The sequence below is a fragment of the Cohnella rhizosphaerae genome (assembly GCF_029525575.1).
Taxonomy (GTDB): domain Bacteria; phylum Bacillota; class Bacilli; order Paenibacillales; family Paenibacillaceae; genus Cohnella; species Cohnella rhizosphaerae.
The window spans coordinates 1,298,012-1,321,785 of sequence record NZ_JAPDIA010000008.1; the positions used below are offsets into that span (position 1 = coordinate 1,298,012).

General features: G+C 58.5%; 19 protein-coding genes and 3 pseudogenes. 9 read left to right on the forward strand and 13 right to left on the reverse strand.

Going from position 1 to position 23,774, the window contains the following annotated elements:
* Positions 1–10: 10 nt before the first annotated feature.
* Complete coding sequence (locus OMP40_RS29615; protein ID WP_277536714.1) at positions 11–610, forward strand: beta-class carbonic anhydrase; 600 nt, start codon at positions 11–13, stop codon at positions 608–610.
* On the opposite strand, the gene OMP40_RS29620 is transcribed toward OMP40_RS29615, so the two are convergent.
* The gene (locus OMP40_RS29620; protein WP_277536716.1) at positions 607–1,161 is read right to left on the reverse strand and encodes a DUF309 domain-containing protein; all 555 of its coding nucleotides are present in this window, start codon (positions 1,159–1,161) and stop codon (positions 607–609) included. The two genes, OMP40_RS29615 and OMP40_RS29620, sit on opposite strands and share 4 nt — an antisense overlap.
* Before the next feature lie 147 nt (positions 1,162–1,308).
* Between OMP40_RS29620 and OMP40_RS29625 the strand changes: the two genes are divergently transcribed.
* On the forward strand, positions 1,309–1,743 hold the full coding sequence (locus OMP40_RS29625; protein ID WP_277538118.1) for a hypothetical protein: 435 nt from the start codon (positions 1,309–1,311) through the stop codon (positions 1,741–1,743).
* 6 nt (positions 1,744–1,749) lie between these two features.
* Positions 1,750–2,040, forward strand: a complete 291-nt coding sequence (locus OMP40_RS29630) for a DUF2653 family protein (RefSeq protein ID WP_277536718.1) — start codon at positions 1,750–1,752, stop codon at positions 2,038–2,040.
* A 56-nt stretch (positions 2,041–2,096) separates the two neighbouring features.
* Here OMP40_RS29630 and OMP40_RS29635 read toward each other — a convergent pair whose 3' ends face one another.
* The 6 genes and pseudogenes from OMP40_RS29635 to OMP40_RS29660 form a co-directional block, all read right to left on the reverse strand.
* Positions 2,097–4,544, reverse strand: coding sequence for a bifunctional diguanylate cyclase/phosphodiesterase (locus OMP40_RS29635; RefSeq protein ID WP_277536720.1), 2,448 nt, complete (start codon positions 4,542–4,544; stop codon positions 2,097–2,099).
* Between the two features lie 238 nt (positions 4,545–4,782).
* The gene (locus OMP40_RS29640; protein WP_277536724.1) at positions 4,783–7,341 is read right to left on the reverse strand and encodes a glycoside hydrolase family 9 protein; all 2,559 of its coding nucleotides are present in this window, start codon (positions 7,339–7,341) and stop codon (positions 4,783–4,785) included.
* Positions 7,342–7,401: 60 nt separating this feature from the next.
* Positions 7,402–8,556, reverse strand: a complete 1,155-nt coding sequence (locus OMP40_RS29645; RefSeq protein WP_277536727.1) for a GNAT family N-acetyltransferase — start codon at positions 8,554–8,556, stop codon at positions 7,402–7,404.
* Positions 8,557–8,591: 35 nt separating this feature from the next.
* On the reverse strand, positions 8,592–10,124 hold the full coding sequence (locus tag OMP40_RS29650) for an extracellular solute-binding protein (protein ID WP_277536729.1): 1,533 nt from the start codon (positions 10,122–10,124) through the stop codon (positions 8,592–8,594).
* A gap of 151 nt (positions 10,125–10,275) precedes the next feature.
* Positions 10,276–11,147: pseudogene (locus OMP40_RS29655) on the reverse strand (carbohydrate ABC transporter permease).
* Between the two features lie 13 nt (positions 11,148–11,160).
* Positions 11,161–12,130: pseudogene (locus OMP40_RS29660) on the reverse strand (ABC transporter permease).
* Positions 12,131–12,393: 263 nt separating this feature from the next.
* On the opposite strand from OMP40_RS29660, the gene OMP40_RS29665 reads away from it, so the two are divergent.
* Genes OMP40_RS29665 through OMP40_RS29675 form a run of 3 tightly spaced genes read left to right on the forward strand, consistent with a single transcriptional unit; the run spans position 12,394 to position 14,666 of the window.
* Positions 12,394–13,233: a hypothetical protein gene (locus OMP40_RS29665; RefSeq protein ID WP_277536731.1), complete on the forward strand. Its 840-nt coding sequence runs from the start codon at positions 12,394–12,396 to the stop codon at positions 13,231–13,233.
* Entirely contained in the window at positions 13,169–13,777 is a 609-nt protein-coding gene (locus OMP40_RS29670; protein WP_277536733.1) for a hypothetical protein, read from the forward strand. Before OMP40_RS29665 ends, OMP40_RS29670 begins: the two co-directional genes overlap by 65 nt.
* Complete coding sequence (locus tag OMP40_RS29675) at positions 13,755–14,666, forward strand: helix-turn-helix domain-containing protein (protein ID WP_277536735.1); 912 nt, start codon at positions 13,755–13,757, stop codon at positions 14,664–14,666. Before OMP40_RS29670 ends, OMP40_RS29675 begins: the two co-directional genes overlap by 23 nt.
* Before the next feature lie 83 nt (positions 14,667–14,749).
* Here OMP40_RS29675 and OMP40_RS29680 read toward each other — a convergent pair whose 3' ends face one another.
* Together OMP40_RS29680 and fur are read right to left on the reverse strand one after the other, a co-directional pair.
* Complete coding sequence (locus tag OMP40_RS29680; protein WP_277536737.1) at positions 14,750–15,727, reverse strand: aldo/keto reductase; 978 nt, start codon at positions 15,725–15,727, stop codon at positions 14,750–14,752.
* Between the two features lie 196 nt (positions 15,728–15,923).
* Entirely contained in the window at positions 15,924–16,403 is a 480-nt protein-coding gene (fur, locus tag OMP40_RS29685; RefSeq protein WP_277536739.1) for a ferric iron uptake transcriptional regulator, read from the reverse strand.
* A gap of 187 nt (positions 16,404–16,590) precedes the next feature.
* Between fur and OMP40_RS29690 the strand changes: the two genes are divergently transcribed.
* On the forward strand, positions 16,591–16,953 hold the full coding sequence (locus OMP40_RS29690) for a helix-turn-helix domain-containing protein (RefSeq protein ID WP_277536740.1): 363 nt from the start codon (positions 16,591–16,593) through the stop codon (positions 16,951–16,953).
* Here the strand turns inward: OMP40_RS29690 and OMP40_RS29695 are convergent.
* Both OMP40_RS29695 and OMP40_RS29700 read right to left on the reverse strand, forming a co-directional pair.
* Positions 16,925–17,497, reverse strand: a complete 573-nt coding sequence (locus OMP40_RS29695; protein ID WP_277536742.1) for a phosphatase PAP2 family protein — start codon at positions 17,495–17,497, stop codon at positions 16,925–16,927. The two genes, OMP40_RS29690 and OMP40_RS29695, sit on opposite strands and share 29 nt — an antisense overlap.
* Before the next feature lie 51 nt (positions 17,498–17,548).
* The gene (locus tag OMP40_RS29700; protein ID WP_277536744.1) at positions 17,549–19,336 is read right to left on the reverse strand and encodes a sensor histidine kinase; all 1,788 of its coding nucleotides are present in this window, start codon (positions 19,334–19,336) and stop codon (positions 17,549–17,551) included.
* A 394-nt stretch (positions 19,337–19,730) separates the two neighbouring features.
* Here OMP40_RS29700 and OMP40_RS29705 point away from each other — a divergent pair, with 394 nt between their 5' ends.
* Positions 19,731–20,477, forward strand: a complete 747-nt coding sequence (locus OMP40_RS29705) for a response regulator transcription factor (RefSeq protein ID WP_338131266.1) — start codon at positions 19,731–19,733, stop codon at positions 20,475–20,477.
* A gap of 30 nt (positions 20,478–20,507) precedes the next feature.
* Positions 20,508–21,377, forward strand: coding sequence for a class I SAM-dependent methyltransferase (locus OMP40_RS29710; protein ID WP_277536746.1), 870 nt, complete (start codon positions 20,508–20,510; stop codon positions 21,375–21,377).
* A gap of 56 nt (positions 21,378–21,433) precedes the next feature.
* Here OMP40_RS29710 and OMP40_RS29715 read toward each other — a convergent pair whose 3' ends face one another.
* A complete protein-coding gene (locus OMP40_RS29715) occupies positions 21,434–22,369 on the reverse strand; it encodes an MBL fold metallo-hydrolase (RefSeq protein WP_277536748.1) in 936 nt (311 codons plus the stop codon).
* Positions 22,370–22,540: 171 nt separating this feature from the next.
* A pseudogene (locus OMP40_RS29720) lies at positions 22,541–23,772 on the reverse strand (VWA domain-containing protein).
* Between the last annotated feature and the right edge of the window lie 2 nt (positions 23,773–23,774).

The following is a 23,774-nucleotide window of genomic DNA, read 5'->3' on the forward strand; positions in this document are numbered from 1 at the left end:
GCCAACTACAATGTCCAAATTGGAAGAGGTACTTAGCCACAACCGCGAATTCGTCGCGAACAAAGAATTCGAAAAGTACGCGAACAACAACGCGCAGGACCGGCGACTCGTCGTCGTCACTTGCATGGATACGCGTCTGACGGAGCTGCTCCCCAAGGCGCTTAACATCCGCAACGGCGACGCCAAGATCATTAAAAACGCGGGGGCCATCATCACCGCGCCGTTCGGCAACATTATGCGAAGCGTCATCGTCGCGCTCTACGAGCTGAAGGGCGACGAAGTCATGATCATCGGCCACAAGGACTGCGGCATGACGGGGATCGATCCGAAGGTCGTCGTCGGCCACATGATGAAGCGCGGCATTCGTCAGGACACGATCCGCATGCTGCACAACTCCGGCGTCGACTTCAACCGCTGGCTGACCGGCTTCGAGAACGTCAAGAGCAGCGTGGAAAACAGCGTCGACATCGTTCGCAACCACCCTTTGCTGCCGCCGGGAACGCCGGTTCACGGATTGATCATCGATCCGGTGACCGGCGAGCTCGAGCTCGTCACGGACGGTTACGCCTACCTGTCGGCGCAGAACGACGTCAGCGCGCTGATCGACTAATCGGCATTGCCGAGGGTTCGATCGCGCTGCCGGCTGCGAATCGCGGCCTCCCTCGCCTGGACGACGTCGGTCCGATCTCTCGCGAGGTGGCGATGGACGACGCGCTCCTCCGCCCGGTCTCCGGGGGACAACCAGGCCGCGCCGAGCGCCTCGCTCTTGCGAACGGCGGCGTCTAGCAGATCGCGGTCGACGATCGGCAAGTTGAAGTCGTCGTACGCGACGCCGCTCGCATCGGCCCATCGCGCCTTTCTTAGGCCAAGCATTCGCTTTAATTGGCGGCCGTCGAGGCCCAGCTCGTCCATACGCTCCGTATCGAGCTCCGAATCGGCTTTCGCGAGCAGCTTCAAAGCACCGCTGCCGTTGCCCCTGCGCGCATGGTACTGCATGACGGCGATCCGAATCAGCACCAGCCAGCTGCCTTCATAGGCGGCTTCTTTTTTTTGCTTCCAATATTCCTCCATTATCTCGTGACACTCGAAATAATCGCGGGTTCCGTGATATTCCGCCAAATAATGTACGAACGCATCGGGAATCGGGAATAATGACATCATGGCGATTGCGCGCTCCTTCCATCCATAAGGCTTCCGTTAGCAACTAGCATACGAAAAAACGCGAAAAAATGAAACCGCGCGCGTTTTTCGCCGTATTACCGAACGCATCTCATATACACAGGAGGAATCGCAGCGTATGTGGAAAAAATGTTGCTCGTGTTCACGCTGTTCGCCTTCACGGCGGCCGTCGTCATTCCGGCGGACGCAGCGGACGCGGCGCGCAAGGGGTTCAGCTCCAGCAAGCGTTCTTACACCAAGACGCCGGCCAAGGCGCAGGACAACGTATCCAGCAGCACGACCAAGAAACCAGGAACGACGGCGGGGGCCGGCGCAACGACGCAAAAGCGCGGATTCATGAGCGGCGGCAGCTTTATGAAAGGTCTGATGATCGGCGGCATCGCCGGCATGCTGTTCGGCGGCATGTTTGGCGGCATGGGTTTCTTCGGCGATATCCTCGGCCTGCTCATCAATCTCGCCGCCATCTTCTTCGTCGTCGTCCTGATCATGGGCATCGTGAATTCCTTGCGCCGTCGCAGACAGCATCAGCCGCAAGGACCGAACGATTCCCATCGCCGCTGGTAATCCGACATGCGGCTGACGACGGACGAGATCGTAAACGCCGTATGCCTGCATACGGCAGAGCGGCAGCAGGTGCCTGTCACCGCCGTTGAAGTCGAGCTCTCGTGGGACGACGAGCAAGGCTTCACCGCCGAGGTGTGGGTCGAAGGACGAAGCCGCTACCTGGTGGAAGCCAATCTTAAGGAATCGATCGTTCGATATATGCTGACCGAGTACGATCGGCGCGTCTACCCTTCATCCATCACGATGGTGGCGGACGAAGAACTTGAAGAAATATTCGCGGACGTCATCGAAGAGTAGCGGACGATAAAGGAAGGGCCGGCGGTCATTGACCGCCGGCCCTTCTGTCTTATGCGTCAAGCTCTTAGCTTGCCTTCGCGGAGCGGCTCGAAAAAGGTACGTTCGATCTCGCCCGCCGGAATCGGCTTGCTGAAGTAGTAGCCTTGAATCTCCCTGCACGATTGCTCGCGCAAGATATCGAGCTGTTCCTTGGTCTCGATACCCTCCGCGATAATGTCGAGCTTCAGATGCTCGGCCATCGAGATGATCGTCGCGACGATCGCCCGGTCGCTCTCGCTGACGGTGATGTCCCGGATGAAGGATCGGTCGATCTTGAGCTTGTGGATCGGAAAATGCTTCAGGTAGCTGAGCGAGCTGTACCCCGTTCCGAAATCGTCCAGGCTGATGCGGACGCCGAGCGCGCTGAGCCGGTTCAAGATGGCCGTCGACACTTCCACGTCCATCATCATGCTCTCGGTAATCTCCAGATCGAGATACTGAGGTTCGAGCCCCGACTCGGACAGGATATTCGCGATGTGCTCGTCCAGATTCGATTGATAAAATTGCTGCGAGGACAGGTTGACCGACACCGGAACGAGCGGCCCGCCGGCCAAATGCCATTCGCGCATCTGGCGGCATGCCTCGCGCAGCACCCAATCGCCCAGCGGGCCGACAAGCGCGATCTCCTCCGCAAGGGGTATGAAGACGCCAGGAGAGATCATGCCCTTGCGGGGATGATTCCAGCGGACGAGCGCCTCCACGCCGATCATCACGCCGTCCGAAGAACGCACCTGGGGCTGGTAAAAGAGCTCGAGCTCGTTGCGCGGCAGCGCCTGTCTGAAGTCGCGCTCGAGTTCGAGCTTCTCGTTCAGCTTGTCGTTGAGCTCGGGCTGGTAGAAACGGAATCCGTTCTTCCCCTGCTTTTTGATCTCGTACATGGCCAGGTCCGCATGCCGTAGAAGCTGGTCAGGCTCTTCGCCATGCTCCGGGCAGACGGCGATGCCGATGCTCGCCGTCACGTAGTAGTCCTGGTGGTGCAGCGGGTAAGGGCGCTGGATCTGATGCACGATCTCCTCCGCAAGCGCCGAGAGCTCCTCTCTGCTGCACGCGTTCATGACGAGAATCGCGAACTCGTCGCCGCCCAGGCGCGCGAGCTCGGCGCCGCTCCCCTCGAGCGCCTGCAAGATCCGTTCCGACACGTCCTTCAGAAATTGGTCGCCGTATTGATGGCCGAGCGAATCGTTGATCAGCTTGAAACGATCGATATCGAGCACCATGACGGCGAAGCAGCTGTCGCTTTTGCCCAGCTCGGACGCGATCGCGGCCAGTCGTTCCTGCCACATGCGGCGATTCGGCAACCCCGTCAGATCGTCCTCGTACGCCATTTTCCGAATATGCTCTTCCTTGGACTTGTCCTCCGTAATGTCCCGCAGCTTCATGTACATCCCGACGGCCCCGTCGCCCGAGCGGACGGTCGCGATCGAGACTCGGAGGCTCAATCGTTCTCCCTTGGCGTTCACGACTGTCGATTCGTACTGCTGGTGCTTGCCTTCATGGACCAGGGCCAATATCTGCTCCAGATCCCTGGAACGTTCGGAGACCGCCAAGCGCAAAAATTCCTGCAGCGGCATGCCGATCAGCGCGGATTGCGCCGCTCCCACGATGCGTTCCGCCGACGGATTGAGTCCTGTGATTTTCAGTTCGAGATCGAGCGTGATGATGCCGTCGGTCATGCTGTCGTAGATCGCCTTGTACCAATTCTGGCTCTCTTCGATACGCCGCTGCTTGGCCGCGAACCGTTTGGCGATGACGATGCCCGCCAGCGACAAGCCGAGCGTCAGCAGCGTGCCGACGACGACGCCGTACGCCATTACCCGCTGGTTCGAAAACATGCCCATGCTGCCATGCATCGCGGAATGATCCATCTCGAATGCGGCAGCGCTCATGCCCGTATAGTGCATGCCGGCCACTGCAGCGCCCATGATCAGTCCGCTCGCCAGCTTCTTGCGGACCGCGTACCGCTGCCGCTGGCGGTGATAGACGAACGCGAGCCAAAGCGCGGCGACCGAAGCCAGCAGCGCGATGACGACGGACAGTGTCACGATCAGCGGCGAATAGATAATTTGCATTTTCATGGCGTCCATGCCGATATAGTGCATCGCGCAAATGCCCGCGGCAAGAAAAACGCCGGCCAGCAACAGCCGGCGGTAGCCCAATTGAGGCTTGGCCGCGAGCTGGAGCGCGGCGAAGCAGCCGGCGATCGCGGCGGCGGCGGATATGAAAACGAGCGTGCCGTCGTATTTGACGACCATCGGCAAGCGCAGAGCCAGCATGCCGACGAAGTGCATCGACCAGATGCCCATGCCCATAATAGCCGAGCTGAAGCCGATCCAGAGCGTTCTGTTGCCGGATCTCGCTTTGCCGATGCGACCGGCGAGATCGAGTGTCGTGTATGAAGCGAGCACGGCGATCAGATAGGAGAGCAAGACGAGAGAGAGATCGTAGGATCCGTGGGTATGCATCATGAAGGGCCTCCCTGACAAATCTTGCGCCGCAATAAGGCCGCGCTTTTACCCATTATACGTGGAATCGAACCATATTACACCCAAATGTTGGCGCAATTCATCATAATTCATCGATTTTTGTCGATCAAGTATACCCTTTTATACTCCTATTCCATAAAAAAAAGTCAGGGACAAGTTCGCTCCCTGACGGTCCTTTGCGTTGCTGCGGACAAAAGCTTAGTTCACGGTCAACACCGGTTTATTGGCTGTGTTTTCTTTGCTGTTCAAGCTGATGCTTGCGCCGTTGCTGTTCTCGACCTGCAGCTTGAAGGTCGCTTTTTTTGTCTCCGCCAAACTGGCTGTTCACATAACTTGAGGCATCGATCGTGTACCAGCCTGCCGCCGATACATTAAGCGTACCGATCAGTACCGCGTTCGTACTGCTGGGCTGATTGTTCCAGGTGATCCCGCCAGTGCCCGATTCGATCCAGCTGTCGTTGCCTGCAAGTCCGTATACCTTGACAGGCGTCGATGCGGAGGCGGCGTTAACGTACACCTTCAGGAGCGCGGAAGCAACGGATGTGCCGGAGCGTCCGGTGAGATCGAATTTGACGAACCCTTTCCGGTTATAGCCCGCATCCGGATCTCCTTTTAGATCGATCGTCGATGCGGTTCCATAGTTTGTCGTCGCATAGGTGCCGTCTCTGACGTAGGCGTCGCCGTTCGTCGCGTAGTCGGTCGAAGCGCTCGAAGACGTGGCGGCGCTCGTCGCAGCGCTCCATGCGCTTGTGCCTGCGCTGTTTTTAGCGCGCACTTTATAGGTATGCGTCGATCCTGTCGACAAGCCGGTGTGCGCGTAGGGAGATGCGACGCTGCTCACGACAGCTCCATCCACTTCAAGATCGTAGCCCGTGGCTCCGGATGCGGTATTCCAGGTCACGTTGATCTGAGCCGAACCGGCCGCGGTCGCCGTCAACCCCGTAGGCACGCCAGGCGCGGAAGACGCTGCGCCGCCGCCCATGAACGCCACCATCGCCATGCCCGCCGCATTGCCCGATATGGTCACTTCATTCGTGGCATAGTCTCTGCGGTTGTCGTGCCAGATCATTCGATTGTCATTGAACTGCACGATAGCAGGGTCTTCCTGGCCCGCCAGCAAGGGGTCCTGCTGATCGACGGCATATTGCGCGCTGGTCTCGAAGCCCTCGCTCCAGGATCCGCGAAGCTGATAGTTCGGATTGGTCATCCGGTTCAAGGTCGTGACGCGATGGCGAGGATTTTTAAACCAGGTCGTGCCCGCCCCGTTCAGCATGCTTACGCCCCAGGGGTTTTTGCCCAGCATAAAATCGATTTGCTGCTGAGCCAGCGCGGCATACGTGGTATTGCCGGTCAACTCCTGATACATCATCGCTTCAACCGCATTGTTGCTCATCGCTTCGTACGTTCCCCATTTGGGATCGCTGCTCGTATTCCAGAATTGTCCGTTCGCGTAGTTCTTCTTTAAGTTTAAATGGTTGTTGATACGGCCGGCAGCCGTATTTTTATAGGTCGGGTCCAGGGACGCGATCTCATAGTTGGCCCAATGATAGGCCCTCGACCAGTTGAGGCTCGTATCGCTTTTGTTGTACCATTCCCCCGCGCTGTCGCTGTACGCTTTAGCCTCCGTCAAGTATGAGGCCGTTCCTGTCGCCCGGTAGAGCTCGGCTGCCGCCCAGGCCATATCGTCTTTATAATCCGTATCCACGTAAAATTCGTCAGCGTCCCCTGCGATCCCCGTCCTTGTCTTGCCCCAGGTGTAGATCTGCTGGGCGGCGGTCAGATAGCTGCTGGACAATGCGGCGTTATAGCTGGGTCCGTTCGGATCTCCCCAGATTTTGGCGCCCAGCGCCAGTGCGGCGGCTGCCTTGCCGGCCAGATTGGCGCCCGTACCTGCAGGAGACGGGTGCACCGGGCGCGCCGCGCCGTAGATGGTGTTGTCGTTCTGCGGCCAGGTCTTGCTGCGCGAATCCAGGTCGTCATTGTCCACGTCATGGTCCAATCCGTCCGCGACTTCCATGTACAGCATCTGGTTCGTGTTGTCCCACATCTTCCGGATAAAATCGAGACCGACCTTGGCTTCCGTCAGTACGCCGTTGATGCTGCCGGGCTCGGGAAAAACTTCCGGATGATGGACATAGGTGGTCAGCATCACATCCGCGACATGACCGATGGTGCTCATGAATTTGATATAATCCGAAGCATCGTGCCAGCCGCCGGTGAAGTCTTTCGTGCCGGACGCGCCGTCTGGCTTGCCGTCCACGGATGAATTCGATCCCGGGACATGGCATACCAGATGACCGTCCGGATTCGTATCGCCGCATCGCTGCACCTTGAAAAACTTCATGGACAGGTCGGCAAGGCTGCTGTATACCGCAGGGTCGATATTAAAGGCCGGAGATTTGTAAGTGTTGATTTTAATATAATAGCCGCTGCCGACCGTATTCAGCGAGCTGAAATCCAAAGCATAGGAATAAGGAATATTAGCGCCGCCCGCATCTCCCCAGCTCCCTTTGCTGGCGTTGGAGATGGTGCCGTTCAATACCGAAGTATTGCTTGAATTGAACACATCGTATCGGACGCCGCTCAAATTCGTACTCGATAAGACCGTGCCTATTTTACTCGCGCCCGGACTGTACCCGACCTGATTCACGCGGATAAAAATGCCGCTTGCGCCAGCCTGCACCGACTTATCCTCCTTCATTCCGCAGGCGGATAATATCGCGGTCGTCAGGATCGCGATTGTCAGCAGAACCGTGTACGGTTTCAGAACCTTAAACATGACGCTCAGCTCCTTTTCGTTCGCTTGGGTATACTTGCCCGACATAGGCGATGGCTCAGCTTAGACGAAGTTCAGCCCTCCGGCGTAAGGCAGCGGCACGGGGAACAGTCCTGGCATCGCAGCCCGCGCTTCGAGCGCCGCAGGCTGCGCCGGCACGGGATCGAACATCAGCGAGACGAGCGTCTCGGCATCCAGCTCGAACGTCCCGCCATCGGGCGCTGCCAGCGCATACCGGTGATGCGCCAGCGTGCGGATGCGAGGTACATCGCTCGCCGCGGCTGCATGCCAGTAAGGCGCCAGCGATTCGAACAGCCGCTCCGCGTCGGCGATATGGACCGTGCCGAGATTGCGGTCCTTGGCGGACGGCACGCCCGAGAGCGCCTGCAGCAGCCCGGTCTCGTGCCAGGCGACCGGCACGTCCAGCCGCGGCAATCCGTATGCGACGACGGCATGACCGAATAAGGCGGCCAGCGCGCCGGCTTCGCCTGCCCATTCGACTGCGAACGGCTCCTGCTCGCTGCCGCGCTCGTCCGGCATCGCCAACACGGCGAACGCGGCAATGCGGTCGCCTTCGGTCGCGACAAGCGTGCGATGCCGCAGCTTGAAGCAGCTCGCATACGCTTCGCTGGCGATCAGCTCCGCCAGCTCGCGCACGGTCTGCGCGTAGGCGACATGGCGCGAAGCAGCGAGCGCGTGCAAGTGGAGCCAGTCGGTCCGCGACAGCTCGCGAACCGCGATGCCGGCATGGGTTCCCAGCAGCTCCTCCCCCTGAACCGGCCCGATCGCAAAGCGCGTTGTCTCGCCGTAAGAATGGCATTGATTGCGCAAATACAACGAGCGGGTGCCCGAGACCAAGATAAGCGCACCGCCGGACGCCCGAACATGCGACTTCGCCGCCTGCAGCAGGCGGCCGGCATGACCGCGGCCGCGATCGTCCGGCCCTGTGAATACCGAACCGATCGAGAATATCGGCACATGGGCGGCCCCAATGCGCAAGGTGCCGGGGACTAGCCCCATGAACGACACGAGCCTGCCGTCTTCAAAGGCGCCGAGCGATTGCGACAAAGCCGCCGAAAAAACGGATGAAAAAGCGAGCCCCATCGAAGTTTGCTCCGCATCCCGGAAAACGGCGTCGGAACCGCGGATCGCTTGCGCCATTTCCCCCGGCGACAACGCTCGAATGTCCGTCATGCCCGAAGCCCCTTCCTCATCCACATTCCTTCCCTCCCGTGTCAACGTCGACTTTCCGTTTACTTGGTGTCCAGTTTGATGCTTTGAACCCGCTTGTAAGCTTCTCTGTACGTATCGAGCAGCTTGTCGACGCCGAGGTTGTTCATTTCCTTCACGTACTGATCCCATTCGTCCAAGCTTCTCGATCCGGTGACGAACTTGGCGATGCTCTCGTCCCGATGCTTGGTGACCGCCTGGCCGGTCAAGGCGACGATCTCCGTCTCTTGTTCCGTGAGGGCGGGACGCGGCTGCATGGCAGGCGGATCGTATTTGGCCGCTTCCTTGAACGCATATTTGAGATCATCGGACGATAGCGATAGATCCGAATCGAAATCGATCCATGTATAAGTGCCGCTCGTCTTCAGCCCGGTCGCCTTGCGCAGCTCGATGATGTCCGTGTATTCCGGCTTGAATTTAAGCTTGTCGCCGTCTTTTTCGTACGTTTCGCCTTCTTTTCCCCAGCTGACAAGCGTTCGTCCTTCCTCCGAGTAGAAGAAATCCATATATTTCATCATGTCTTTAATGTGCTTGGAGGTAGAAGCAACCGTCAGCCCGCTCTCGAGATAATGGAGATACGGATTGTGCTGCTTGCCCCCGGCTATGCCGGCCGGCGGCGACATGAACTGCATGTTGTAGGCCGGATTCTCCTTCTGCATGGCCTTGTTGAAGAAGTCGATGCGGCTGATGTAATCGATCGTGATGAACGATTTGCCGGTGGACAGCATGTCTTGCCATTGCTTCGTCTGAAGCGACAGGAAATCCGGCGGAATAAGCCCGTCGTCATAAAACTTTTTCCACATCGCAACCATCGATTTGTAATTAGCCTCCGTGGGACCGAATCGCCACTCCTGCTTGTCGAAGTCGTAATAGCCGTCTTCGCCGGTCTCGAAGTCCACCGTCATATTCGCCAGCATCTCGTCCTGGTTTTCGCCGTAGCGGAGCGTCAGCGGGTAGGAGTCCGGGTACTTGGCTTTCAGCGTTTTCAGCGTTTCGTACAGCTCGTCGAAGGTCGAAGGGGCTTTAAGTCCTTCCTTGTCGAACACGTCTTTTCGATACATCCAGATCGTACGGTTCGTCTCGCCGAAGCCTTGATTCGGGAACATGTACATTTTTCCGTCCGCCGACAATGCCGCCTTCGCTTCTTCCGGATACTTCTCCATCCAGGCCTTCAGATTCGGCATATCGTCGATATACGTCAAAATATCCACAAGCGCACCCTGCTGACCGAACTTGTTCGACTCCTCGCGATTGGGCATATACATGAGGTCGGGCATTTCCTTGGAGGCGACAGCCAGGTTCAGCGATTCCCCCAAATTGCCCGATGGGGTTTGCACCTCCAACGTGACGCCCGTTTTCTCCTTGATCCATTGCCAGATCGGCCAATCCTTCGAATAGGGAAAGGTGGGGTTGTTGTCGAGCAGCGCCGTCAATTTCAAGCTTGGCTTGTCCGGCGCTTCCCCGCCTGCGGAGGAAGCCGAGGCGCTTGCGCCTGCTGACGCGCCGCCGTCTTTCGAATCGTTACTTGCACAGGCAGCAAGCATCGTTGCCGTCACGGCGGCGCTCGCCAACAGAATAGCGGACTTTTTTGAAGACGTTTGACAAATTCGTTCAGCTCCTAAGCGTTCGTATGTGCAGCAGCATCAGTTTGAATCCCTTCCGGGAACCTTTCGTATAGACCGGATCGCGCTTCCCGTCCGATCCAGTTCAGCCCTTGATCGCTCCGATCATGGCCCCTTTGACGAAGTACTTTTGCACGAAAGGGTACACCACCAGGATCGGAAGCGTAGACACCATAATCGTGGCGTACTTCAAGGATTCTTCGACGATGAGGTTATCACCTCCTATTCGCGTCACATCGCCCGAGCTTGCGGTACCGGCGAGGATGAGGTTGCGCAGCAGCACTTGCAGCGGGAACGTGTCCGGCGTACGCAAGTACAGGAGCGGCAGTTGAAAGTTGTTCCATAAACCTACTGCGTAGAAAAGCGCAATGGTGGCAAACGACGCGGTTGACAGCGGTACCATAATCCGCAGGAAAATGCCGATGTCGTTCAGGCCGTCCAGACGGCCTGACTCCTCCAGCTCCTTGGGGATGCCGGAAAAAAGGTGCGCATCAGAATGAGGTTCCAGGTGCTGACCGCGCCGGGAAGCACCATGCCCCAGATCGTGTCCACAAGCCCAAGGGACCGAACGACCAGATAAGTCGGAATCATGCCTCCGCCGAAAAACATCGTAAAAACGATTAACATCGTTAACGATTTTCGAAATGCCATCTGCGTCCGCGACAGCGCGTAAGCCCCCATCGAAGTGAGCGCCAGCGAGATGGCGGTTCCGAGCGCCGTATAGACGATCGTATTTTGAAATGCGGTCCAGATCTTGGGGTCTCCGAGCACTAGCTCGTACATTTTGACGTTAAAGCCTTTCGGCCAAACGGTAATTTCGTTCTGCATGACGTAGATGTCGCCGCTGAACGAGACGGCAAGCATATGAACGAACGGATACAGCGTCACGACGACGACGATCGTCAAAACGACGGCGCTGACGATCGGGAAAATGCCCGGCCGTTGCGAGTTAATCATACATCGGCTCCTCTCACCATAAGCTGGTCTCGCTGACGCGCCGACTGATCCAGTTAGCGCCATAGATGAAGATCAAACTGATGATGCCCATGAAAAGATCGATCGCCGAACCGTAACTGAAGTTGCCCTGCACCAGTCCGATCCGGTAAACGTAAGTGCTGATAATATCGGCCGTATCGTAGATGGCCGGATTCTGCATCAAGTACACCTTTTCGAAGCCGATCTCCAGCACCTGGCCAATATTCAAAATGAGCGTGATGACGAGCGCCGAGGAAATGCCGGGAAGCGTGACATGCCACATTTTGCGCATACGGCTGGCGCCGTCGATACTGGCCGCTTCGTACAGTTGGGGATCCACTGCGGTGAGCGCCGCCAGATAGATGATCGTTTCCCAGCCGATATGCTGCCAGATTTCCGAGAGCACGTAGATCCCCCCTGAACATCTCCGGCTTGTTCATAAAATTGATCGGCTCGAAACCGAGACCCGTCAGCAGGTTGTTGACAAGCCCGCCGGTCGGCGACAGGAACATGATGACCATACTCGCGACGATAACGTTGGAAATAAAATGAGGCAGGTAACTGACCGTCTGCACGAACCGCTTGACCGCCGCTTTTCTCAGCTCGTTCAGCAGCAGCGCAAGTACAATCGGCGCGGGAAAGCCAAAGATCAGCCTGTACAGGCCAAGAAGAAACGTGTTTTTCATCAGCGGCCAAAAATCCGGATTGTTCAAAAACAATCGGTAATACTTGAGGCCGACCCAATCGCTGGCCCAGATCCCTTTGAACAGATTATAGTTTTTGAACGTAATCACCAGCCCGAACATGGGCGCATAGCGGAACACGAGATAATAGATCAGACAGGGCAGAAAGAGCAGCCATAAATATTTGTTGTTCTGCCAGAGCCTCTTGAACCTGGACGCCTTCGGCTCGCGTATCGGCTTCTCCTTTCCGATCGGTCGTGTCGTCGCGCTTGCTTGAGCCATACGCATTTCCCCTTCTGTCAGTTAAAAGTCCGGAAGCAGCCATGGTGACTGGGATCGGTGTATTCGCATCATATCCCGCTTTGTTCAGGTAAATATATCTCCACGTATTCCTGCCGATCGTCACGATTGCGGAAAGCGGAGGAACTGAATACAAAAAAGTAAAAATGCATATTGTTGCTGTCAGATTTAAATCGGTATGATGAGGTTATCGAAAGGCAAATACCGAGATATCGAGGCTGCTTACCGAAGGGGGGAATTCGAAGATGATCAAACGTGCCGGGCTCAAGCTCGCTTTTAACACGCTGTTCGTCAAGCTGATGGTCAGCTTCCTGTGCGTGATCGTGCTGCTCGCTTCCTGCAATCTGTTCGCATACCTCTATCTGAGCCGCAAGCTGTACAAAGAGATCGTCCGCTACAACGAGCTCGGCATGAAGCAGACCGTCGACAGCTACGAGAATCAGTTTCGGATGACGCAGACGATGCTGATCTCCCTGATGCGCTCCGACAGATGGACCGTCAATCTCGAAATTCTTAACCGCGTTAAAGATAACAAACGCTATGACATCATCCCCGAAGTCAAAGAGAATCTGGCCGCCTTGTACACGAATCCGTTCCTTCATTTGGATAACTTCATCCTTATCTTTCGAAAGGCCGGCTTCGTGCTGGAAAAGGAAGGCACCAGCAGCATCGCAGACATGTTCGGCAGGTATTACGCAAGCAAGGATTACCCGCCCGAATATTGGGCACAGTCAACGGCCGGCAGCACCTTTATGCAAGTATTGCCGGTGTCCGAATTTCAGGAGCATACGATGGGTCAAACGCGTCCGAAGGGTCCCTTGATGCCGATCTTGTTCAAGGCCGCATCGTATGGAGACGTCTACGGGCTCCTTCTGGTGAATCCGCAGCGGTTGTATGCCGCCTACGGCCAATCGGGCGATTCGACTTTTTCGATCTGGGATCGGGAAGGAACGATGCTGTTTGCTTCCTCTCCCTCCGACGACATGCGTTCCCCCTTGCCGCTGCAGCACGATACGTATCATGAACGGAACGGCAACTTCTTTTATTTCTATAAAAAAAGGGGCGGACACCGGCTTCACTTATGAGCGCGTCGTTCCGATCGCCAGCATCGCCGCCGAGATGATGAGGCTGAACGTGCTGCTCGTCTCTCTGCTGTCCGCCGCCGTCGCGGTCGCCATCGTCACCTCCGTCCTGTTCAGCCTGCGGCTTAACCATCCGCTTCGCCGGCTCATCGCCATGCTCGAACGCAAGTCCTCCGCAGCGGAGCCGATCAGCAACATCCGGGAGTATGCCATCCTGAGCGACCGGATGAGCAGCATCCTGCAGACCAACGAACGGATACGCACCGATCTCGACCGCAAAAACACGCTCGTTCAGCAGTACGCTTATACCAACAAGGTGAAAAATATACCGATGGCGCCGAATCTCGCCGATATCGAACAGCTCGTTCAATCGGACAGACCTTTTGCCGCCGTTCTATATGAAATTGTGTTCAAAAATCCGGAACGGGCCTACGAAAGCGAGATGTTGATGCTCCGCAAGCTCATTCACAACCTTTTTTTCACCAAGAGATGGCGTTACGCTGCCGATCGAGCAGAATCGCTTAATGTCGATCATTTTCGATCCTGACTCCCAAAGCGACCTCCTGCATACGCTTGAGACCTTGAAGCAGTTGCTGCATGCGGACGATTACTTATACTTGACGATAGCCGTCAGCCCTGTTTATCCGGCTCACACTTCATTTACAGAAGCCTACGGTCAATTGGACGAGCTGCTGAGCGAACGAAAATTAAACGGAGATACCCAGATCATCACAGGTCCGAGGGCGTCGCTGCCGAACGCATCCCGCCTGAAGCTGACAGCCGGAGAGGACCTGCATACGCTGCTTATGAACGGCAACGAAAATGCCGTTTTCGAGTGGATCGACCGGCAGCTCGATGTACTGAAACGAAAAGATGCGGCCGTGAGCGAATATCAGGCATTTGCAAGGGGGGCGGCGGATCAAGTAGAGATAACGCTCGCGAAGCTGAACATCCGCGCGCGGACGGAAATGCTGCTCGATATCGAGAAAATTGGCCGATTGTATAACGTGAAGCACTATCAAGACTGGTTCCGGGAGTTGATTCGCCCGGCCCTGGCCGCCATCGCCGAAAAGAGCGTAACGAAGGATCCGATCGCCTCCTTCGTCCTCGATTATATGGAGAACCATTACTGCGAGGATATCAATCTCGATGCCATCGCAGACAAGCTCAATCTCACGCCGGGTTACTTGTCGGGGTATTTCAAGGAGAAAGTCGGAATCAACTTCAGCGATCATCTGAACGAGCTCAGAATCAACAGAGCCAAAGCGCTTCTCACGAATCTGGAGCTACGCATTGCGGATGTGGCCGGTTATGTCGGCTATCAGAACGTCAACTCTTTTATCCGTATGTTCAAGCGCTGCTCGGGCGTTACGCCGGGCGAATATCGCAAAGCGCTGCCGCCCCGGGCACAGCGGTCGGATGCAAGCAATCTATAAACCGGGCATGGGTGAAACTTGTCCTTTCCGCTTCGCCAAAAAGCCGCTCGCGGTCGCGAGCGGCTTCCATCCGTTTATGCCGATTACCAGGCGTAGGCGCGCGGCGCTTCGCCGGGTCCCGGGAAGATCTCGTCCAGGCGCTTCAGCGTCGCCTCGTCAAGCGCGATGTCGACGACGCGCAGCGCGCCTTCGAGCTGCTCCATCGTGCGAGGCCCGATGATCGGCGCGGTCATCGCGGGATGCGCCAGCGTCCAGGCCAGTGCCAGATTCGCTTCGGATTCGCCGAGCTCCGCGGCGAGCTTGGCGAACGCTTCGAGCTGCGGACGATACTTCTCTACGCGCGTCTGGTCGCTGGCCCGCTTCGAGCCCGGCGCCGGATTGAGCGCGTGACCGCTCAGCAGCCCGCCGTCCAAAGGACTCCAGGCGATGACGCCGATGCCGTGCTCGTGCGCGGCCGGCAGCACTTCGAGCTCGGGCAGGCGCGTGATCAGGCTGTACTTGTGCTGCTCGGATACGAGCCCGAGCATGCCCTTCGACTTGGCCTCGTACTGGGCCTTGACCAGGTCGCGTCCGGCGAAGTTGCTCGAGCCCACGTAACCGATCTTGCCCTGGTATTGCGCGATGCGGAAAGCCTCCCACAGCTCGTCCCAAGAGACGTTGCGGTCGACGTGATGCATCTGGTAAAGCTCGATATGATCCGTCTGCAGGCGGCGCAGCGAGCCTTCGAGATGGCGGCGCAGCTTGTAAGACGACAAGCCCGCTTCGCCGTTGGGACCGTCATGCGCGTCGCTCATATCGCCATAGAACTTGGTCGCGAGCACGACGCGCTCTCTCCGTCCTCCGCCCTGCGCGAACCAGCGTCCGATAATCTCCTCGGTGCGGCCCGCATTTTCGCCCCAACCGTAAACATTCGCCGTATCGAAGAAGTTGATGCCAGCGTCGAGCGCGGCGTCCATCATTCGGAACGCGTCCTTCTCGTCCGTGTCCACCCCGAAATTCATCGTTCCGAGGCACAGCTTGCTGACCTTAAGGCCCGATTTTCCCAGTTGACTGAATTTCACTAGCGAATCTCCTCCTCGAAATGAATTCTTCTCTATTGTAACCGATCGAATAACAGTTAGGCCAATGCCGCTGCTTTTGAATGCGCCGTCATCGGGACACAGCTGCATAACGGAAAACAGCCCTTGCCTGGCCGAAGCTGCCGCTTCGCCCGCGAGGGCTGTATTCGTTCGTATAGACGACTTCGGTCGCTCGCCTTCAGGAGACGGCTTTGCTCGCCTTTTTGCATCCTTCGCGCTGGCAGCTCGCGTAGGTGCCCGTGAATTCAAGACGATGATCGGTCACTTGAAAGCCGTATTCCCTCGCAAGACGCTGTTCGAGCTCTCCAAGCCAATCTTCCTTGATTTCCTTCAGCCGCCCGCAGACGGTGCAGATCAAATGGTGATGCATATGCGCGCTCTCGTCGCTCCGCAGATCGAACCGGGCGACGCCGTCGCCGAAGTTCATTTTTTCGACGATGTGAAGCTCGGTCAAAAGCTCCAGGGTGCGATAAACGGTCGCAAGACCGATATCCGGATGCACTTCCCGCACGAGCATGAACACTTCCTCCGCGCTGAGGTGATCCTGTTCGTATTCGAGCAGCACGCGCACCGTCGCCTCGCGCTGCGAGGTCAGCTTGTAGCCTTTGCTGAGCAGCTGCTTGTTTATTTTAATAAGTTGGTCTTCGAACGTCGCCATCGGGATTGCCCCCTTCGTCCGCAGGACGTAATAACGCCTTGCAGATTATAATGATTCTAAACTATTATAACTGAAGGTTCCCATAAAAGAAATCGCCGCGTTTGAATGAAAACGCTTGACATGATACATTTTGTATCATACAGTTATAAACAAATAGTCCACTTAATATATCAAGGAGCTACGCGCTATGAGCATGGGAGATCGCCTTCGGCAGCTTCGCCTCGAACGCCACCTGTCCCAAGAGGAAGTGGCGCGTCAGGTCGGCATTACGAGATCCGCTTACAGTCATTATGAAATCAACAACCGCCATCCCGTATACGAAACGCTCATCAAGCTGGCGCATTACTTTAACGTCTCGCTCGATTACATCATCGGCGGCGCCGGCGTCAAGCGCCCGGAACATCCGACCGAGCCGCAGGAGCACAAGATTCTCGAGCTGTTCAAGTCCATGGACCAGGAACAGCGCAAGCAATCGATCGGCCTTCTGCTCGGCATCGTCGAAGGCGAGCGCAAGAAATCCGTCAGGTCCGTCGCCAAAAGCAAATCGTAGCGGCGCAAAGCGCGCAAAGGCCGCCGACGCAAAAACCGGCGCATACGTCCGACAGATAGTGGACGCTGAAGTAAATCCGGCTCCAGCCCGTCGCCGCAATAAGCGCGATCGCGATCGCGACGACGACGATTCGCCCGACGCGTCCGCGCAAAGCGAGCCATCCCAGCAGGAGCCACCAGCCGTAGAGCGCGGCCGCGATCGTCGCGTTGCCGCTCGGATAGCCGAAGCCGTCATGGGCGATGCCCCAGGCACCGTCCGGACGTTCAAAGCCGAATGCGGATTTAAGCGCCGCTTGGAGGACGTATGCGGCCAATACGACGCCTACGAACGAGACGCCGATCTTCCGGGAGCGCAGCAGCCACCAGCATGCCGCGGACAATAGCGTAATCGCCGCGACGATCGTCGTAGAGCCCATGTCGTTCATCGTTCGCCACAAGCTTGTCCATCCCGCCGCGCGGGCGTTCGATGCCGCGTCCGCAGCCGCTTCGTCCCACGCGGCATAACCGCCCACCCTTAAGGACGTGATCGTCGCGAACAGCAGCACCGCCAAAACGGCCGCGATGATGATCGTTCTTTTTTTGCGCGTTCGTCAATGTCATTGCTTCTCCTCCCCGTTCATTCGTCGGACGATCGGCAGCGAGACGATAAAGGCGCTTCCGCCTTCCGGGCGGATGCGCGCCTCGATGCGGCCGCCGTGCGTCTCCACGATCTCCCGCGCGATCGCAAGGCCCAGACCGCCGCCGCCGGACGAATAATTCCTGGCTTTGTCGTTTTTGTAAAATCGCTCGAATAGCTTCGGCAAATCTTCCGGCAACAGGCCAGCGCCGTTGTCGAGCACCGCGATCTCCGCCTCGAAAGGCCTTGCGCCTCGCTGCGCTTCGATGCGAATCTCGCCGCCGCCAGGCGTCGCCTGAATGGCGTTGTAGATCAAATTGGACATCACCCGGTCCATCCGCCGCTCGTCGAGCTCCAGGCAGGCGTTCTCGATTGCCGGTTCAACGATCCGGCAATCGAATGCGATGCCTTTGGTGCGCATTTCCATGCGATAGTTGTCCGCGAGGCGATCGAGCCAGTCGGGCAGCCGCACGAGCTCGTAGGTCATTTGCGCCTGCCGCGCCTCCAGCATGGACAGGTCGAACAAATCCCCGACCAGCTCGTTCAGTCCTTCCGCCTTTTTCAGCATGGCGCCGATGACCGCCTCCCGCTGCTCCGCATCGGCGATGACGCCGTCCCGCAGCGCCTCGAGATATCCTTGGATCAGCGTCATCGGGGTGCGAAGGTCGTGGGAAATGTTGCTGACGAGCCGCCTTCGCGACTGCTCCGCGGCGTGAAGGGCTTCCGTCCGTTCCGCGATGCGTTCTTCAAGCTGGTCGTTCCATTTGCGAAGCTCGGCCGACAGCTTTTCGGCTTTGGCGAACGTCCGCGAGAATCGAAGCGAGATCAGGAAGGCATTCATGACGACGAGAAAGAGCAGCCCGAACGGAACCATGTCCGGCGCGCGCCACCAGCCATTGTAAAAAATGATGTCGCTGAGCACCGTGCCCACGAGACCGGCCACGCCGATCAGGGAAAGGGCGGCGCCTTCCCGCCCCCGGATAAGCGCCACGACGATCAGGTACAGCGATGCGGCGCTCAGGACGATGACGTACGCCTGATAGAGAAGGATAAGCGAGCTCGACGCGAGCAGCGGCAGTCCCCAGGTCAACGCCAGCAAGACGACCGCCGCCGCGCATGCGGCGATCGTCCACCGGCGCGTGATCTCCTTGCTGTACGATCGGCGAAAATAGGCGAATCCGCAGAACGCGCTCAGCACGAAAAAGCTGTATTCGAGCCGCCCCGCCGCCGTCCAAGTCAGTTCCGGGACGAGCCTCGGCAGCAACCCTTCCCCGATGACGCTCATCCGAAGCGCAACGCAGATGCAGAGCAGGGCGAACCATAGATTGTCCAGCTCTTTTCTGCGAAGCGCGTACAGCCCGATATGATAGATGCCGATCATCAGCAGGCAGCCCATCACGACGAACTCCCTGGCTTCGTGTCTGAAAGCGATCCCTTTCACCTGATCTGGCGTGCCCAGGATAAGCGCGCTGCGGATGCCTCCTGTCCGATGATGGAAATTCGCCAATTCCAGCTCTAGCGCGACCGAATCGCCGGAGGGCTGAAAAAACACGGTGTCCGGCATCTGGTAAGGCGTCGTCGACGCCTTGGCGTCGCCGGGCACGCCCTTCGAGCCGACGAGCTCGCCGTCGACGTAAAGCGCGTAGGCTGTCGACAGGTTCGGCAGACGGATGCCGAGCATGCCGGAATCGGACGGCAGATGGCGCAGCTCCAGGCGGTACGTGCCGTAGCCTCGGTTCGGCAGCCGACCGCCTTGCCCGTCCGGCACCCCGTTCCAAATGGCCGGGACGCGAATCGTCCGTTCGTAATCGGCCCCTTGTCGGAGCGAGCGCCAAGCAAAGCGCCATTCTCCTTCCAGCGGCAGGGTCCCGTCCTTTTTTGAACGAATAGCCGTTCAGATCGAGGACGCCGTTTATGGACGCCGGCTGGCCCCGATGTCCGCTCTCGCTGAGGGCGAAGCCGCCCGAGACGCCCGCAAGCGCCATGACGAAGACGAAGACAAGCAGCGCGCCCCGTCTCCGCCTTGTTTGAATCGCACGCATTTCCGATCGCTCCCGTTAATGAAACGCTGTCCTCATCGTAAACGCGCATTGCTTATGCGTCAACGCTTTAAGTATAATAAGGTACAGTCGAACGTTGACATGGCATGGGAGGGAATTACCTTGAGCAAACCGATTGGCACCGTTCTCGTCGTCGACGACGAGCGCGAGATCACCGAACTGATCGGGTTGTTCCTGACTAGAGAAGGCTTCGCGGTTCATGCCGCCGCGTGCGGGCAGGACGCGCTGCGGATCGCGGACGCGCTGCGGCCGGATCTTGTCATCCTGGACGTATCGCTGGGCGACATGGACGGCATCGAAGTATGCAGGCGGCTGCGCGAGGGCGGCTGCGCGGATGCGCCGATCCTCTTCCTCAGCTGCAAGAGCGAGGACGCGGACATCGTTCTGGGGCTCGCCGAGGGCGGCGACGACTATATTACGAAGCCGTTCAGTCCGAGGCAGCTCGTCGCGCGCGTGCAGGCCCATATTCGGCGAAGGCGCCAGCGCGAGCGGTCCCAAGCGGAAGATCGGGAGAGCATGATGGCGTTCGGCAGCCTCGAGATCGATCCCGAACGGTTCGAGGTCAGGCGGGACGGCGAGCAGGTCGCGCTGTCTGCCAAGGAGTTCGAGCTGCTGTGCGTGCTCGCGCGTCAGCCCAACCGGATTTTCGCGATGAACGAACTATACCGGCTCGTCTGGCATACGGACAGCATGGGCGACACCCGGACGCTGATGGTGCATATCAGCAATCTCCGCAAAAAAAATCGAGCCCGACCCGTCGAATCCGGTGTATATTCATACGGTGCGCGGATTCGGATATCGCTTCTTGACGGCGTGCGAATCGCTTCAGGGTGCGCGCTGAACGTTTAATATGAACAGTAAAGGAAGTTTAAACGGCACATGAGAATGGCAACCGACTGGCAAGACTACGAGCTCATCGATACCGGCGCGGGCGACAAGCTGGAGCGCTGGGGCGACGTGATCCTGAGACGTCCCGACCCGCAGATCATTTGGCCGCTCGCCAAGGAATCCGCCGACTGGCAGCGGCCGGACGGCCACTATTTCCGCAGCTCGTCCGGGGGCGGCCAGTGGCAATTCAACAAGCAGCTGCCCGAACGCTGGACGATCTCTTACGGCCCGCTGCGCTTTCACATCAAGCCGACCAGCTTCAAGCACACGGGCCTATTTCCCGAGCAGGCCGTCAACTGGAGCTGGATGATGAAGCGGATCAAGGAGGCGGGCAGACCGATTCGCGTGCTCAATCTGTTCGCGTATACCGGCGGGGCGACCGTCGCGGCTGCCGCGGCAGGCGCCGAAGTGTGCCACGTCGACGCAGCCAAGGGCATGGTCCAGTGGGCCAAGGAAAACGCGGCGCTCTCCGGACTTGAATCCGCGCCCGTCCGCTACATTACGGACGACGTATTCAAATTCGTGCAGCGCGAGCAGCGCCGGGGCAAGCAGTACGATGCCATCATCATGGATCCTCCCTCCTACGGCCGCGGTCCCGGGGGCGAGACCTGGAAGCTCGAGGACAGCCTGTACCCGTTTCTCGAAGAGTGCAAGAGCATCCTCTCCGACAACCCGCTGTTCGTGCTCGTCAACTCCTACACGACCGGCCTGTCGCCGACCGTGCTCCACAATCTGCTGCACATGTCGATCGGCCGCCGTCACGGAGGCAAGATCGATTGCGGCGAGATCGGCCTGCCGATTACGCGCAGCGGGTTGACGCTTCCGTGCGGCATTTACGGCCGGTGGGAAAGCAACGAATAAACGAAATGAACAAAAAAACCGCTCCTGCGCTGCGGCCAGGTGCGGTTTCTTCTTTTTTATCGGCTGGACTCCTCGGCAGGCCACAGCTTCGTTCGACCGTGCTCCAGCGTCCACAGCCTGTCTGGCGGAAGTCCCCGCCGTTCCCACTCGGCATTCAAACGGTCCAGCGCTTCCTTGGGCGTATCGTCGGCCAATCGGAATGCGCCGTAGTGCATCGGCACGAAATAACGCGCGCCGATGTCCTCGAACGTTTGTACTGCTTCCTCGGGCGTCATATGCGAGCCTCCCATGAACCATTCCGGTTCGTAAGCCCCGATCGGAATCAGCGCCACGCGAATGTCTCCGTACTTCTTGCCGATCCGGCGGAAGGTATCGTCGTAGCCGCTGTCGCCGGCGAAATACAAACCGTCAGAATCGTGGCGCATCACCCAGCCGCCCCAATGCGAAGAATTGGTATCCCACGGCGTTCGCCGCGTCCAATGCCTGGCCGGCACGAAGCCGAACGTCACGTTGCCGACGCGCGTCTCGGACCACCAGGAGAGCTCTTCGACGCGCTCGAAGCCCTTGCGTCTGAACCATCCGGCCAACCCGACAGGCACGAGCGCGACAAAATCGCCGGGCAAGCGTCGCAGGCTGCCTAAATGAAGATGGTCGTAATGGGCATGGGACAGGACGACGACGTCGATCGGCGGCAGCGCTTCGATCGGCAATCCCGGAGGCGCCAGCCTCGGTGCGAAGCCCATCCGCGAAGCCCAAACGGGGTCCGTGACGATATTGAGTCCGCCGAGCTGAACGAGAAAGGTCGAATGACCGACGAACGTCACGGTCGGTTCGGTGCGGTTCGCGCTCAGCAAGGCGATTTCGGGATCTGCGCGGGACACGACAAAAGACAGGTCTTTCTTTTTCGATCGGCGTTCCTTCTGCCACTGCCGCAGCTCCGAAAACGATTTGATGTTTGAAGAACCGTCGGCATTTTCGTACTTTTTCGCCATCGTCGTTCGATGCTCCTTTTTTGACGCCGTCCTTTTCCTTCCATTGTAACAAGTCCGGCGTCAACGTGCACGGCCCCGAAAAACGATCCCCCGTCCGCGCGATAAAGACGGCGCCCGGTCGGCGCCGTCCCGATTCGCAGCAGCGGACTGATTCCGGCGCCGAGAACGCCTTCAGCTTTTCGCTTGCTTCACACGGTCGGCCAGCTGGAGCAGGTCAATCCCTTTCAGCGCTCCTTCGATCAGCTCCGGCAGTTTGTCCGGGGAGCAAGCCGAAGCAAGGGATCCCGAGCTGGGCGAGCTTGCGGGCGACTTCCTCGTCGTAGGCCGGCGCGCCGTCGTCCGATAGCGCGAGCAGGCACATCGTCCGCACGCCCGATTCGTGCAGGTCGCGCAGCCTGCGGATCATCTCCGTCCGGTTGCCGCCCTCGTACAGATCCGAGATGAGCAAAAACAACGTTTTTTTCGGCTCTGTCACGAACGATTCGCAGTAGGCGACCGATTTGTTGATGTCGGTTCCGCCGCCGAGCTGAATGCCGAACAGCAGATCGACGGGATCGTTCGCGCACGCCTCGCTCAGATCGACGACTTCGGTGTCGAACGCGACGACGCGCGTCTCGAGCGCGGGCATGCTGGCGAAGATGGATCCCGCGATCGACGCATAGATGACCGAATTCGCCATCGAGCCGCTTTGGTCGATATCGAGGATGACCGTCCATTCCTTGCTTTTGCGCGCACGGTCGAAAAAGTAAACTTTTTCGGGAATGAGCAGTCGCCGTTCGACGTCGTAATGCTTCAGATTGCTGCGGATCGTCTTGTCCCAATCGAGTCCCGTCAGCGAGGGCAGCGGGGAATGGCGCCTTTTGTTCAGCGATCCGGTCACCGCGCGGGTCAACTCCTGGGCGAGCCGCCTGACGATCTCGTCCACGACCTCGCGCACGAGCGTCCGCGCCGTCTCCTTCGTGCGCTCGGGTATTTGGCCGCGCAGCGACATGAGCGTCGCCACCATCCCGATGTCCGGCTTCACCTTGGCGAGCAGCTCGGGCTCGAACAGCAGCTTGGTCAGTCCTTTGCGATGCACGGCGTCCGCTTGAATGACCGAGACGATGTCCGACGGAAAAAAAAGACCGAACGTCGCCGAGCCACTTCGCCAGCCTTGGCGCGGAAGCGCCCAAGCCGGCCGTTTTCGAACCGCCTCCGGCCGCGCCGGCACCCGGCCCGGAACCGTCGGCTCCGCCGGACGTTCCGTCATAGATGGCGGCAAGCGCTTCGTCCATCAACAGGCTTTCTTCGTCCAGGCGGGCGCCGGCACCCGCCGAGCCGCCTGCGGCCGCCAGCTTTTCCTCCGCCGCGGCGCCCAAGATGAGTCGCCACCGTTTCGTTTGTTCCGCGTCCATCGACGTCATCG